11 protein-coding genes, 2 tRNA genes and 1 pseudogene are annotated in these 12,614 nt (G+C 61.3%); 6 read left to right on the top strand and 8 right to left on the bottom strand.

Annotation, left to right across the window (positions count from 1 at the left end):
* Nucleotides 1–64 precede the first annotated feature (64 nt).
* Nucleotides 65–141: transfer RNA gene (locus ACIQUI_RS12160), tRNA-Arg, on the top strand.
* Nucleotides 142–646: 505 nt separating this feature from the next.
* Nucleotides 647–2,089, top strand: coding sequence for a magnesium transporter (gene mgtE, locus ACIQUI_RS12155; RefSeq protein WP_403198591.1), 1,443 nt, complete (start codon nucleotides 647–649; stop codon nucleotides 2,087–2,089).
* Between the two features lie 204 nt (nucleotides 2,090–2,293).
* On the opposite strand, the gene ACIQUI_RS12150 is transcribed toward mgtE, so the two are convergent.
* Complete coding sequence (locus ACIQUI_RS12150) at nucleotides 2,294–2,620, bottom strand: Arc family DNA-binding protein (RefSeq protein WP_003254499.1); 327 nt, start codon at nucleotides 2,618–2,620, stop codon at nucleotides 2,294–2,296.
* A 344-nt stretch (nucleotides 2,621–2,964) separates the two neighbouring features.
* Between ACIQUI_RS12150 and phnN the strand changes: the two genes are divergently transcribed.
* Together phnN and ACIQUI_RS12140 are read left to right on the top strand one after the other, a co-directional pair.
* Nucleotides 2,965–3,558: a phosphonate metabolism protein/1,5-bisphosphokinase (PRPP-forming) PhnN gene (gene phnN / locus ACIQUI_RS12145; protein ID WP_403198589.1), complete on the top strand. Its 594-nt coding sequence runs from the start codon at nucleotides 2,965–2,967 to the stop codon at nucleotides 3,556–3,558.
* A 111-nt stretch (nucleotides 3,559–3,669) separates the two neighbouring features.
* A tRNA-Arg gene (locus ACIQUI_RS12140) sits at nucleotides 3,670–3,746 on the top strand.
* 19 nt (nucleotides 3,747–3,765) lie between these two features.
* On the opposite strand, the pseudogene ACIQUI_RS12135 reads toward ACIQUI_RS12140, so the two are convergent.
* From ACIQUI_RS12135 to ACIQUI_RS12125, 3 genes and pseudogenes are all read right to left on the bottom strand, one after another.
* A pseudogene (locus ACIQUI_RS12135) lies at nucleotides 3,766–5,130 on the bottom strand (amino acid permease); the annotation flags it as partial.
* 191 nt (nucleotides 5,131–5,321) lie between these two features.
* A complete protein-coding gene (locus tag ACIQUI_RS12130; RefSeq protein WP_403198586.1) occupies nucleotides 5,322–5,648 on the bottom strand; it encodes an AzlD domain-containing protein in 327 nt (108 codons plus the stop codon).
* Nucleotides 5,645–6,379, bottom strand: coding sequence for an AzlC family ABC transporter permease (locus ACIQUI_RS12125; protein ID WP_403198584.1), 735 nt, complete (start codon nucleotides 6,377–6,379; stop codon nucleotides 5,645–5,647). Before ACIQUI_RS12125 ends, ACIQUI_RS12130 begins: the two co-directional genes overlap by 4 nt.
* 122 nt (nucleotides 6,380–6,501) lie before the next feature.
* On the opposite strand from ACIQUI_RS12125, the gene ACIQUI_RS12120 reads away from it, so the two are divergent.
* Nucleotides 6,502–7,380: a LysR family transcriptional regulator gene (locus ACIQUI_RS12120; protein ID WP_403198582.1), complete on the top strand. Its 879-nt coding sequence runs from the start codon at nucleotides 6,502–6,504 to the stop codon at nucleotides 7,378–7,380.
* Here ACIQUI_RS12120 and ACIQUI_RS12115 read toward each other — a convergent pair.
* The 4 genes from ACIQUI_RS12115 to ACIQUI_RS12100 form a co-directional block, all read right to left on the bottom strand.
* The gene (locus ACIQUI_RS12115) at nucleotides 7,377–8,321 is read right to left on the bottom strand and encodes a dihydrodipicolinate synthase family protein (protein ID WP_403198580.1); all 945 of its coding nucleotides are present in this window, start codon (nucleotides 8,319–8,321) and stop codon (nucleotides 7,377–7,379) included. The genes ACIQUI_RS12120 and ACIQUI_RS12115 overlap by 4 nt on opposite strands.
* Nucleotides 8,322–8,331: 10 nt before the next feature.
* A complete protein-coding gene (gene abaF / locus ACIQUI_RS12110; RefSeq protein WP_403198578.1) occupies nucleotides 8,332–9,732 on the bottom strand; it encodes a fosfomycin efflux MFS transporter AbaF in 1,401 nt (466 codons plus the stop codon).
* Between the two features lie 290 nt (nucleotides 9,733–10,022).
* Nucleotides 10,023–10,643 carry a GntR family transcriptional regulator gene (locus tag ACIQUI_RS12105; RefSeq protein WP_403198834.1) on the bottom strand — a complete coding sequence of 207 codons (621 nt, stop codon included), beginning with the start codon at nucleotides 10,641–10,643 and terminating at the stop codon, nucleotides 10,023–10,025.
* Between the two features lie 126 nt (nucleotides 10,644–10,769).
* The gene (locus ACIQUI_RS12100) at nucleotides 10,770–11,297 is read right to left on the bottom strand and encodes a hypothetical protein (RefSeq protein ID WP_403198576.1); all 528 of its coding nucleotides are present in this window, start codon (nucleotides 11,295–11,297) and stop codon (nucleotides 10,770–10,772) included.
* A 217-nt stretch (nucleotides 11,298–11,514) separates the two neighbouring features.
* Between ACIQUI_RS12100 and ACIQUI_RS12095 the strand changes: the two genes are divergently transcribed.
* Nucleotides 11,515–12,513, top strand: a complete 999-nt coding sequence (locus ACIQUI_RS12095; protein WP_403198573.1) for a diguanylate cyclase — start codon at nucleotides 11,515–11,517, stop codon at nucleotides 12,511–12,513.
* Nucleotides 12,514–12,614: the final 101 nt, after the last annotated feature.

Here is a 12,614-nt window from a genome sequence, read left to right as displayed (position 1 = left end):
AGTGGTTCTGCTTGCACAGCTGCTTCAGTCAACCAGTGGTAACCTGGTCTAAAACTACCACCACGGACTCATAGCTCAGCTGGATAGAGTACTCGGCTACGAACCGAGCGGTCGCAGGTTCGAATCCTGCTGAGTCCGCCATACCCAAACAAGAAGCCCGCTCAATTGAGCGGGCTTCTTGTTTTCCTGCGCCACAGAAATGTTGGCCGTGTCGATCTAAGCTCACCTGTAATGATAGTGCTGTAGCTGGGGCCGCTTTGCGGCCCATCGCGACACAAGGCCGCTCCCACAAGAGGAATGCGATCCCATGTGGGAGCGGCCTTGTGTCGCGATGGGCTGCAAAGCAGCCCCAAATTAGCCCAAGCGCCACTTACCTGAAATTCAATGTGCTTTCCCATCCACAGCAACCGTCGCACTGATAGCTTCGAGCGTTGTCCTAGCTTTATCGCGCAAACGATTGTTATGGCCAAAAATTTAAGCGATCTGACAGCTTTAGCAGTGTATGATTGCGCCCGTCAGCCCCGCCGGGGCTTGTGGAAAACCACCATGGACTTACCCAGTAGTTACTCGCTAACAAGATTCATACAGAAAGATCTGACCGATTGATTCTCCCGGCGTGCTCCGCTGCTGGGAGTGGAGTTCGCCTATGACTGAAGTAGAAGTAAAAAAAGCGCAAGAAAGCCTGCAGGATCGCCTGGCCCAGGTGGTCGAACTGCTGCAGCGTCAGCGCGTGGTCGAAGACCTTACCCACCGCCAGGAAGGCGCGCACAACGACCTGGTAGAAAACCTGGTCCACCGCCAGAACCTCGTCGACTTGCAGCGCAAGCTCGATGACCTGCACCCCGCCGACATCGCCTACATCCTCGAAGCCTTGCCCCTGGAAGACCGCCTGACGGTCTGGCAGCTGGTGCGCTCGGACCGCGATGGCGACATCCTGCTGGAAGTTTCCGATTCGGTTCGTCAATCGCTGATCGCCGACATGGACGATCATGAATTGTTGGCCGCCGCCAAGGAAATGGACGCCGACGAGCTGGCCGACCTGGCCCCTGAGCTGCCGCGCGACGTTATCCATGAACTGATGGAAACCCTCGATGCCCAGCAACGCGAGCGCGTGCGTTCGGCGCTGAGCTACGACGAGGAGCAGGTCGGTGCACTGATGGACTTCGAGATGGTCACCATCCGCGAAGACGTCAGCCTGGAAGTGGTGCTGCGCTACCTGCGCCGCCTGAAAGAGCTGCCCAACCATACCGACAAACTGTTTGTGGTCGATTACGACGGCATCCTCAAGGGTGTGTTGCCAATCAAGCGCCTGCTGGTCAACGACCCGGAGAAGAAGGTTGCGGAGGTCATGGCGACCGACCCGGTGTCCTTCCAGCCCGAGGAAGATGCCTACGACGCGGCACAAGCTTTTGAGCGTTATGACTTGGTATCGGCACCCGTAGTAGACAAGGGCGAACGCCTGATCGGCCGACTGACCATCGATGAAATGGTCGACCTGATCCGCGAGGAGAGCGAGAGCGAAGTCCTCAACATGGCGGGTCTGCGTGAAGAGGAAGACATTTTTGCCTCGGTCTGGCGCTCGTTCCGCAACCGTTGGGCATGGTTGGCGATCAACCTGATTACCGCCTTCCTGGCTTCGCGAGTGATCGGCCTGTTTGAGGGCTCGATTGAAAAGCTGGTGGCGTTGGCTGCATTGATGCCGATCGTTGCCGGTATTGGCGGCAACTCGGGCAACCAGACCATCACCATGATCGTGCGCGCCATGGCGCTGGACCAGGTGTCGCCGGGCAATACCAGTCGCCTGATGCGCAAGGAGCTGGCGGTGTCACTGATCAACGGCCTGGTGTGGGGCGGGGTGATTGGTGCGGTGGCGTTCTGGTTGTATGGCAGCTGGTCACTGGGGATAGTGATGACGGCGGCGATGACCTTGAACCTGTTGCTGGCGGCGCTGATGGGCGTGCTCATTCCGATGACATTGGCCCGTTTGGGGCGCGACCCGGCGATGGGGGCGAGTGTGATGATCACTGCCGTGACCGACAGTGGCGGCTTCTTCATCTTCCTTGGCCTGGCTACGTTGTTCCTGCTGTAATCGGTAAAGCCCTCTGTGGGAGCGGCCTTGTGTCGCGAAAGGGTCGCGCAGCGGCCCCAGGATCTATGCCCTGCCTTGAGATTGCCGGGGCCGCTTTGCGGCCCTTTCGCGACGCAAGGCCGCTCCCACAGGGATCGCATGAGCTTCAGGGCGCCCATAAAAAAAGCCAGCTTACGCTGGCTTTTTTGTGCTCACTTGCAGACCTCAGGAAGCGTCGGCGGCCATTTCCACATCGTGAGCGATGAGGGCGACCAGAGCGTTCTGCTGGCGGTGGGACAGTTGGCGGAAGCGTTGCAGCAACTCGCGCTCATGCAGGGACAGTTCAGGGCTGTCCAGGCGCATGCTTAGCTCGTCACCCAGCGCACCTTCCTGGATAAGGCTCTGTTCCAGGCGCGCGATGATTTCGGAGTTCATGCTGCGATGATGGTTGCGCGCTACCTCGGCAATGCGCTCACGCATCCCGTCTGGCAGGCGGACGACGAACTTGTCAGCAGTGCGGCTCGAATAAATAGCCTGTTTCATTGGGCGCATATAAATTGACCGGATTTTGGTTCAGGGGAAGCGGTTCTCAAATTGGCCGCACGGGGTGGAAGTACGACCGTGGCGACGACAAAATGTTCAACCGTCAGTGAAAATGGATGCTCATCTTGCCTCATGGTCGCCGTTTCCTTGGCGTCAAATCTGTGACAAATAGTGAGCCGGATAAAGGCTTTCTGCCAGTACCAATTATCAGAAATGAGTACTGGTTTGAAAAGTTTTACATGCTCCAACGCTCACGACTGTCAGACTTTTGCCGTCAAAAACTGGTAAAACGCAGCAAAAAGCCAGGAAACCCCCTAGAATGCGCCGGGTTCCTTCCATAGAGCATAGTGGCTATGCAACATGACGCAAGCAACCGTCGATCAGGGACAGGCCGGTTGATATTTCTGGTAGGACCGTCGGGTTCGGGGAAAGATTCCCTGATCGACGCTTCACGTGAACCGTTGGCGGCTGCCGGGGTGGAAATTGCCCGTCGTGTCATCACCCGCTCGGCCGAGGCCAAGGGGGAAGCCGCTCAAGGGGTCACCCCCGAGCAATTCGAGGCCCTGCGTGCGCAGGGTGCGTTTGCCATGCACTGGCGGGCCAATGGCCTGGACTATGGCATTCCACAGCAGGTGGACCAGTGGCTGGCGGCGGGCAGGGCGGTGTTGGTAAATGGTTCGCGGGCCTACCTGGCCGAGGCGCGCAAGCGCTACCCGGATCTGCTGGCAGTGCTGGTCGAGGTCCGGCCGGATGTACTGCGCCAGCGCTTGCTGGCCCGTGGCCGCGAAACCGCCGAGGAAGTCGAACAGCGCCTGGCCCGCAGTGCCCGCTTGCAGGCGCTAGACGATCCGACAGTGCATGTGCTGGACAACTCCACAACCCTGGAGGCTGCGGTCTCAGCCCTGTTCGGGATACTTCGCGATGAGGGTGTGTTGCCGCAGCTTTAGCACTGCCGGAAAAGGATTACGCGAAAAAGCCCGGCAGGTGCATGACAAACGCCAGCATGCTGGTTAACATGCTGGCCGTCCCGCTGTGCAGCGCTCGTTGCCGGTGTTTGCGTCTCAGTAGCTCAATTGGATAGAGCATCCCCCTCCTAAGGGGAAGGTTGCAGGTTCAATTCCTGCCTGGGACGCCATTTCTTGTCTCTCCCCCTTCGCACTCGCCTCATTTTCAGCCGCCCGCTGGCGCATCACGAAATACCCTGCCACCACCAACAGCACCGCCAGCACCGTGAACCAGAACTGGAAACGCGACGCTGGGTCGATTGCCTGGGTGCCGATCACCGCCAGCAAGGCGAACAACGCGACGATATTGGCATACGGGAACAGCCAGGCGCGGAAGGCGTTGGGGTCGATCGCTTCGTGGCGGGTTTTCCAGCGCATGGCCACGTGGGCGATGATGATGAAGATCCACACCACCATCACCAGGCTGCCGGTGCTCTTGGCCAGGGTCATGAACAGGTCGCCGCCGCTGGCGAAGTGTACGGTCAGGATCGTCGTGCAGATCGACAGGCTCAGCAGCAGCGCGTTGATCGGCACACCCTTGGCGCTGGTGCGCGAGAACAGCTTGGGCGCGTGCCCGCGCTGGCTCAGGGAGAACAGCATGCGTGAGTTGGAAAACATGAACGAGTTCATCACCGACATGAACGAGACGAACAGTACCAGCTTCATGGCCACCGCAGCGCCACCGAAACCGGCCAGGCTGAACAGCGACACGTAAGGCGAGGCCAGGTTGGCCTTGTCGGTCCAGGGCAGGCACAGGATCAGGATCGACACAGAGCCTACGTAGAACAGCATCACCCGCAGGATCACGCTCTTGATGGCGCGGATCACGTTCTGCCGCGGGTTCTCCGACTCGCCCGCCGCGACGGCGGCGATTTCGCTGCCACCCAGCGAGAAGATCACCACGATCACACCGGCCATCACCGGTGACAACCCGTTGGGCATGAAGCCGTCATGGGCGGTGAGGTTGACCAGCCCGGGGGAGGGAATGTCGCTGTGCAGGCCCATCAGGATCGAGATGCCCAGCAGCATGAAGATGAGGATGGTAGCCACTTTCATCGCGGCCAGCCAGTATTCCACTTCGGCAAACGACCGCACCGAGTAGGCATTGCTGGCCATCAGGGTCACCAGCATCAGGAAGGCACCTGCCCAGATCGGCAACCACGGTAGAAAATCGTGCAGGATGGCGCCCAGCAGCACGGCTTCGAGGGTGATGGTCATCATCGACTTGAACCAGTACAGCCAGCCTACGGCAAACCCTGCCCAGTCGCCGAGCCAGGTGTTGGCGTAGGTCGAGAACGACCCGGCGTCCGGGTTGCGACAGGCCATTTCGCCTAGCATGAACATGACCAGGGTAACCACCAGGCCGCCGATGAAGTACGACAGGATGGCCGCAGGGCCCGCCGCAGCGATCAGCGAGCCGGAACCCATGAACAACCCTGCGCCGATCACCCCACCCAGGGCGATCATGGTGATGTGCCGCTGTTTCAGGCTTTGCTTCAAACTGTTGGATTGCATTTCCTTGTCCTCTCTTATTATTGGGGGAACCGACAACGTCCCCCAACGCAGGCATCGTCATGCGCCTGCGTCCACGCGTGGCAAATAGCTACCAGCCTGCCACCATGGACAATAAGGCCAAGGACCTCAAACGAATTCTCTGCACAACATCCTGCCGATTTTTCCTGAGCAACCCGTGCGCAGGTCTATCCCTACATTCCCCAGTGCTTGAGTGCCCACAACACCCCCATGCCCGCAACCAGCGTCAGCATGGTGCTGCGCGTGCGCCAGGCCACCAGTGCCGCCAGCACCGCCGCCGGTATTTGCGGGTTCATCCAGTCGAAACCGGCATTCCTGTCAGGCAACACCACAGCCGGTAGCACCAGTGCGGCAAGGACGCTGGCGGGTACATAGGCCAGCGCGCGGCGAAACAGCGGGGGGATGCGCAGCACCGTGTGCAACTCGATGAACGACAGGCGGATGGCGAATGTGCCCAGGCCGATCAGCACGAAGGTTATCCACTGGGTTGTTTCGCTCATGATGCTTCCTGTTCGGTGTGCGCTTCAGCTACGGCCTGTGCTTTCTGCCTGCTCTCGATGACCAACCCGGCGATGATGCCGCCCACGGCACCGGCCAGCAGGCCAAGGTTGTAGGGCAGGTGGGCCGCCAGCACGGCAAGCACGCCGCCGGTCAGCGCTGCGCCCAGCATGGCGCTGTTGCGGATGCCCGGTACCAGCAGCGCCAGGAACGACAACGGAATGGCAAAGCCCAGTGACCAGTCTTCCGGGATGCCCGCACCCAGATACATACCTGCCAGTACCGAGAGGTTCCACCCGAAGAACATGGTGATGGCCGTGCCGGCATAGTAGGGGTAGGCATGGCGGCCCAGCTCGCCGGTACCCATCTTCAGCGTGCACAGGGCAAAGGATTGGTCTGACAGCAGGTAAGCCATCGGCCACTTGTGGCGGCGCGGCAGATGGCCCAGGTGCGGGGCCAGGCTTGCGCTGTACATCAGGAATCGCAGGTTGATCACCAGGGCGGTGACCACCATGGTCACTGGCAGGGCGGCGTTTTGCATCAGCTGCATGACCACCATCTGCGCGGACCCTGAATAGAACAGCAAGGTCATGCCGATGGCGTCGGTGGGTGAGAGGCCCATGCCCATAGCCGTGACCCCGGTGATCAGGCCGAAGGGCACGATGCCGGAGGTCAATGGCAGGACGCTGTGAGCGCCCTGCCTGAATGCATGGGTCCTGCTTGGGTACGGCATTTTGGTTCCTTCAAGGGTGTTCCGCAAGTGCAACGTATGTACTTGCACGTTAATGCGCGTGACAGTTGGCCACAACGTCAGATTTCTGGAATAGTAGGCCTAAAAAAACTAGGTCTCACGCCATGGCTCTCGATACCCCAACCCGGCATTCCCTGCAGCTCAATGCCTTGCGCGCATTCGAGGCGTCCGCACGCCTGGGCGGCTTCGCCCGCGCTGCTCTCGAGCTCAAGGTGAGCCCCGGTGCCATCGCCGCCCTGGTCAAGACGTTGGAAAGCGAATACGGCGCGGCCTTGTTCGAGCGCCATGCCAAAGGTGTGCGCCTGACGGCGTTGGGTGAAAGCGTGAAAACCCAGTTCACCGAGGCCTTCGATGCGGTGGAGGCCGCTGCGCGCACGCTTCGGCGCCTGGCTGCACCGCAGCGGGTGCACATCGTCACCTCGCCGGCCCTGGCGCACTTGTGGATCGGGCCACGCCTGCCTGAGCTTACCCGCCTGCTGGCGCCTATCGAGATCTCGGTCACGGCAGTGGACGAGCCGCCCAACCTGAAGCGCAGCCCGTTCGACCTGTGCCTGTATTACACCGAAAAGCCCGAGCGCTGGCAGCGTCGAATCGCCACGGAAGAGGTGCTGCCCGTATGTGTACCTGCCTTGGCGGCGAGCATCACCACGCCCGAAGACCTGGTCAACGCCCGTTGCATCGCTGACGTGGGCTGGAACGACTGGGCCGTGTGGACTGGCGTCACCATGCCAGGCCACAAGTTCGTGGCCCGCGGGCCGGGGTTTTCCCTGTACTCGATAGCCTTGCAGCAAGCCCTGCTCGCGGCAGGTGTACTGATGGGGCGTAGAAGCCTGGTGCAACGCTACCTGGATAGCGGTGAACTGGTTGCGCCGATCGACTGCGCGGTGCCCTTGGGCATGACCATTGCTGCGTGGCGATTGCCAGGTGCCAAGGGCAACCAGGTGGTAGCCGCGGTCGAGGACGCGCTGTTGCATCTGGCTTAAGCGATGTTTTGCTCCGCCGACCAGCTCGCATACCAACTGCGGAACAGCGAATACTGCTGCTCGGCATAGTTGCGCTGGGCAGCGGTCAGCACGTCGGTTTCGTTGAAGTGCAGGCTGTATTCGCGGTCGCCGTTCAGCACCATCAGGTGCTTGTAGTACAGCACCAGGTCGCAGCCCTCATCGAACGACGACAGCACCGCCAGTGCCGCTTCCAGCTCGCGCGCCAGGCGGCGGGCCTTGGCGTCACCCTTGGCGGCCTGCTTGCTCAGGCTGACCAGGTGCAGTACTTCGCGCGGCAGGGCGTTGCCGATGCCGGTGATGGCGCCAGTGGCGTTGCAGTTGACGAAGCCATGCACCACCTGGGTGTCCACGCCGACCATCAGGGTCACATCGTCATCCTTGGAGGTGATGTGCTCAGCGGCGTAACGCAGGTCGGCAGCACCGCCGAACTCCTTGAAGCCGATCAGGTTGGGGAACTCACGGCGCAGCTCGAAGAACAGGTCGGCGCGGGTGGCGAAGCCGTAGTAGGGGCTGTTGTAGATCACCGCCGGCAGCTTCGGCGCGGCAGCGAGGATGGCCGAGAAATGGTGCTTCTGGGCAATCAGCGAAGCGCCGCGGCTGAGCACGCGGGGGATGACCATCAGGCCTGCGGCGCCGACCTTGGCGGCGTGGGCCGCGTGCGACACGGCTTCACGGGTGTTCACCGCGCCGGTGCCGACGATGGTCGGGATGCCGGCGGCCACCAGGCGTGCCACGCCTTCCTGGCGCTCGGCCTCGGTCAGCAGCGGCCAGTCGCCCATCGAGCCGCAGTACACCACGGCGCTCATGCCGGCCTCGATCAGCTCGCGGCCCTTGCGTACCAGGGCGTCGAAGTCGGGCTTGCGCTCGGCGGTGCACGGCGTCATCAGGGCGGGCATGGTGCCATTGAAGATATTGCTCATGGTCGTTACCTCAAAGTGTGTGATTGTTATTGGTTGCCTGGCGGCCGGCGTTGCGGGCCACGGATTCTTCGTCAACGGTGCGCAGCGACTTGCCGCGTGTCTCTTTGGCTGCCGCCACGGCAACAATCGAGATCAGCGCAGCGCCCACCAGGTACCAGGCGATAGGGGTGGAGCTGTTGTATTCCTTCAGCAAGGTCACAGCGATCAGCGGTGCCAGCGAGCCGGCCAGGATTGGCGCGACCTGGTAGCACAGCGACAGGGCGGTGTAGCGAACGTGGGTGGGGAACAGTTCAGCCATCAAGGCAGAGTAGGGCGCGTAGGTCATGGACTCGATGGCAAGGCCCAGGGTGATGGCGGCCATGATCAGCCAGTCGTTGCCGGTGTCCATCATCGGGAACCCGACAAAGCCCCAGAACGCGGTAAGCACGGCACCGATCAGGTACACCGGCTTGCGGCCGATGATGTCCGACAGGTAGCCCATCGCCGGGATCATGAAGAAGTGCAGCAGGTGGGCGCCGAACATCAGCAGCAGGATCTGTGAGGTGTCTTTGTGCACCACCAGTTTCAGGTAGGTGATGGAGAAGGTGACCACGGTGTAGTAGAGGATGTTTTCGGCAAACCGCGCGCCAATGCCGATCAGTACTTCGCGCCAGTATTGGGTGACTACTTCCACCACGCCCAGTTGTTGGCTTTCCAGCTTCTGCTGTTTGGCCTGGGCCTCCTTGAAGATTGGCGCATCATCGACCCGGGTGCGGATCCAGTAACCGATCAGCACCACCACTGCCGAGAACCAGAAGGCCACCCGCCAGCCCCAGTCCAGGAACTGCGCCTCGCTCAGGTTGGACGACAACAGCAGCAGGATGATGGTGGCGATCAGGTTACCGGCCGGCACCCCCGCTTGTGGCCAGCTGGCCCAGAAGCCACGGCGGTTGTCCGGGCTGTGCTCTGACACCAGTAGCACCGCGCCGCCCCATTCGCCGCCAAAGGCAAAGCCCTGGATCAGCCTCAGCACCACCAACAGGATGGGCGCGGCATAGCCGATGCGCTCGAAGGTAGGCAGGCACCCCATGAGGAAGGTGGTTACCCCGACCACGATCAGGCTGATCTGCAGTAAATGCTTACGGCCAACCTTGTCGCCGTAGTGGCCGAACACCAGGCCACCGATGGGGCGAGCGAGAAAGCCCACGGCGTACAGGGCAAAGGCGGCAATGATGCCGTCCATGGCACTGCCGGTCTGACGGAAGAACAACTGGCCGAAGACCAGTGCCGAGGCAGTGCCATACAGGAAGAATTCGTACCACTCGGCGACTGCGCCGGCCATGGCCGCAGCTACCACACGCTTGATGCCCGCAGGGGCTTTGTCTGCTGTGCCTGCGACATTCACTGATGCCGCCGAAGAGGGTGTGGCCATGGTTTTGCACTCCGATACGTAATTATTGGAAGAAGGAGTAGGCAGCGCGGAGCTGGCAAAACCGGCGCCGCAGATTCCTTATATGGTATTTCGTATACGATATCTAGATAAGCAAGAACGAAGCCAAACGGGCTGTGCCGCGGTGTTGATCATTGCGAGGGGGAAGGGGGCTGCTGCGCAGCCCAATCGCCGGCAAGCCAGCTCCCACAGGGATTGCGCTGGCTTTGAGTTAACGCGGTACCTGTGGGAGCTGGCTTGCCGGCGATTGGGGCGCGCAGCGCCCCCAATGCCTAGTTGTGGGGCAGGTGCTCGTACAGGCTCTGGCACACGCCATTGATGTGTTCTTCAATCAGACGCGCCGCCAGCTCGACATCGCGCGCCCGGCAGGCGGCAACAATGTCGCGGTGCTCCTGATCGGCGCGCAGCTTGCCCGCTGACAGGCTCATTTGCATGCGCAGGTAGCGTTCCACCTTGTCATGGATCGAGCGGATCAGGCCAATCAGGTAGGGCCGCCGTGCCGGTTCGTACAGGCAGGCGTGCAGGGCCCAGTTGAGATCGGCCCAGCGGCCGACGTCGTCCTCGCCGATAAACTCCGCGCAAATGGCTTCGGCTTGGGCAAAGTGTGCTTCGGTCATGTTCGGAATCGCCAGGCGAATCGCTTTCACTTCCAGCAGCACCCGTACCTCGAACATCTGCGCCAGTTCAGGTTCCGAGATGCGGGTAACCAGCGCCCCACGGTTGCGCTGAAAATCCACCAGGCCTTCGGCTTCCAGGCGTTTCAGGGCTTCGCGTACCGGGATCTTGCTGACGTTGAACGCCTGCGCCACTTCGTCCTGACGCACCGGTTCGCCTTCAGCGAGCTGGCCCGAGATGATTGCCTCGCGCAGGTGCTTGGCGATGATTTCCGACATCGAGGGCGTTGCACCCAGGTCAGTGGCTTTGAAAGACGGCAGCGGCACGGGAAATTCCAGCAATCAGGCGGTGCGGATATGTTATACGAAACGCCTTGCCAGCCATACCGGCCCCCGCCCAAGGGATTACCCCTGGCTGGCCGCCAGTGGGTCCTCATTCACTACGGTTGCAGGTGGGGTGGCCAGGGTATCGATTTTCGCCAGGGTCTTGGCCTCGACATCATCTTTCATGCGCTGGGCAATCTGCTGGTCGACCAGCTCCTTCTTCTCGGGCGGCAAGGCGTTGTACTCGTCCTCGGTCATGCCCAGTTCGCGCAGCAGCTTTTCCTTGATCATTTCGGCAGGCGATTTGGACATGTAGTCTTGAAAATCCTGCCTGGCGTTGCTGGTTTGTTCCGTGCTCGCCTCGGCAGGCTGGCCGAGGCCGCTGCCAGGGTTCTGTAACTGCACCTTGAGCTTGGCAAAGGCTTCCTCGCGGGCATCCTCGGCCTGCTGCTGCGAGGTATTACCCTGGCGGCCCTGTTGCGCCGTGGCATTGCTGGCGACTACCGGTGCACGGAACTGCGGCACATCGGCCGGAGCCTGGTCGTTGCCGGCGCGCTGTTGCTGATGGACCGTGGCCTGCCAGCCGAGGCCGTTAAGGGCGATCGTCATGAAATCCTCCTTGGAAATGTGAGCGACAGTGGGATAGGGCAAATGCCATGCCAGTCGTCAATGCCAGGAAAATAGCGCGTTGGAGCTATTCCCGGTGGCAGCAGGGTGGGCATATGCTTGCAGGTCAAAGGCATGATCTTGCCGCCTGCGGCAATTACCACCACTGTCGGCAGCCCCTTGATCGGAGCGCAGTTGCTGGGCATCAGGGAGAGCGTCCATGAATCACCAAACCAGGCCTGCACCTGCCGGCTTCAGTGAACAGCAGCTGCATACCTTGTTCGATTTGATCAGCGATGGCATCTGGGACTGGAATGCCAATACCGGCTATGTCTATCGCAACCCGGGCTGGTACGCCATGCTCGGCTACCCCAGCCACTCCATGGCTAACTCGGTACTCACCTGGGAAAGCGTGATCCACCCGCAGGACTACCCGCGGGTCATGGCGCATTTCGAGGCTTACATCAATCAGCGCAACGAACGCTACCTCATCGAGTATCGCTGCCGTTGCCACGATGGCAGCTACCTGTGGATTGAAGACAGCGGCTATACCATCGCCCACAACGAAGATGGCTCGGTGGCACGCATGCTCGGTGCGCACCGCAATATCGACGCCGCCAAGCGCCAGGTGGCGCAGTTGCAGCAGAAGAACCAGTCGCTGGAGTACCAGGTGGCCGAACGCACCCGCGAGTTGTCCTGGGTGAACCAGCAACTGCAGCGGCAACTGGACGAAAACCGGGAGTTGGCCGAGCGCGATGCGCTGACCCGCGTTGCCAACCGCTATCGGTTGGAAAAGGCTTTGCAGTCAGAGTGCGAGCGGGCGCAGCGCTTTCGCCAGCCGTTGTCGCTGATTGCCATGGATGTGGATGATTTCAAGCCGATCAACGACCGCCATGGCCATGCCCTTGGTGATGCGGCTCTGGTGCGGGTGGCCGCAAACCTGCACACCTGCCTGCGTGAACCGGACCTGCTGGCCCGATGGGGTGGCGACGAGTTCGTTACCGTACTGCCGCAGACCACGTTGGGGCAGGCGCTTGAATTGGCAGCGCGCTTGCGTCAGGCGATGGAGCAGTTGGAACCGGTGGGCGATTGCCGGCTGACCATGAGCTATGGCGTGGTGCAGTGGCAGCAAGGGGAAGACCCGCATGCGCTGCTGGCGCGGGCCGACAAGGCGCTCTATCGGGCCAAGGGCAGTGGCAAGAACGCGATAGCCGAGTAGTCCGCCGTCATTGTGGGAGCGGGCGCGCCCGCGAAACAGGCAACGCGGTGGATGGCACCGGCTTTGCCGGTGTTCGCGGGCTCGCCCGCTCCCACAGAGAT

Origin of the sequence: Pseudomonas sp. NPDC090592 (genome assembly GCF_044769185.1) — a bacterium.
In the GTDB taxonomy this organism is placed as follows: domain Bacteria; phylum Pseudomonadota; class Gammaproteobacteria; order Pseudomonadales; family Pseudomonadaceae; genus Aquipseudomonas.
This window is presented reverse-complemented; position numbering and strand designations above follow the sequence as displayed.

What these genes read in the sequence shown, in the direction of transcription:
- mgtE (WP_403198591.1), top strand. Translation starts at nt 647, where the DNA reads ATGACTGAAGTAGAAGTAAAAAAAGCGCAAGAAAGCCTGCAGGATCGC.
- ACIQUI_RS12150 (WP_003254499.1), bottom strand. Translation starts at nt 2,620, where the DNA reads ATGCGCCCAATGAAACAGGCTATTTATTCGAGCCGCACTGCTGACAAG.
- phnN (WP_403198589.1), top strand. Translation starts at nt 2,965, where the DNA reads ATGCAACATGACGCAAGCAACCGTCGATCAGGGACAGGCCGGTTGATA.
- ACIQUI_RS12130 (WP_403198586.1), bottom strand. Translation starts at nt 5,648, where the DNA reads ATGAGCGAAACAACCCAGTGGATAACCTTCGTGCTGATCGGCCTGGGC.
- ACIQUI_RS12125 (WP_403198584.1), bottom strand. Translation starts at nt 6,379, where the DNA reads ATGCCGTACCCAAGCAGGACCCATGCATTCAGGCAGGGCGCTCACAGC.
- ACIQUI_RS12120 (WP_403198582.1), top strand. Translation starts at nt 6,502, where the DNA reads ATGGCTCTCGATACCCCAACCCGGCATTCCCTGCAGCTCAATGCCTTG.
- ACIQUI_RS12115 (WP_403198580.1), bottom strand. Translation starts at nt 8,321, where the DNA reads ATGAGCAATATCTTCAATGGCACCATGCCCGCCCTGATGACGCCGTGC.
- abaF (WP_403198578.1), bottom strand. Translation starts at nt 9,732, where the DNA reads ATGGCCACACCCTCTTCGGCGGCATCAGTGAATGTCGCAGGCACAGCA.
- ACIQUI_RS12105 (WP_403198834.1), bottom strand. Translation starts at nt 10,643, where the DNA reads ATGTCGGAAATCATCGCCAAGCACCTGCGCGAGGCAATCATCTCGGGC.
- ACIQUI_RS12100 (WP_403198576.1), bottom strand. Translation starts at nt 11,297, where the DNA reads ATGACGATCGCCCTTAACGGCCTCGGCTGGCAGGCCACGGTCCATCAG.
- ACIQUI_RS12095 (WP_403198573.1), top strand. Translation starts at nt 11,515, where the DNA reads ATGAATCACCAAACCAGGCCTGCACCTGCCGGCTTCAGTGAACAGCAG.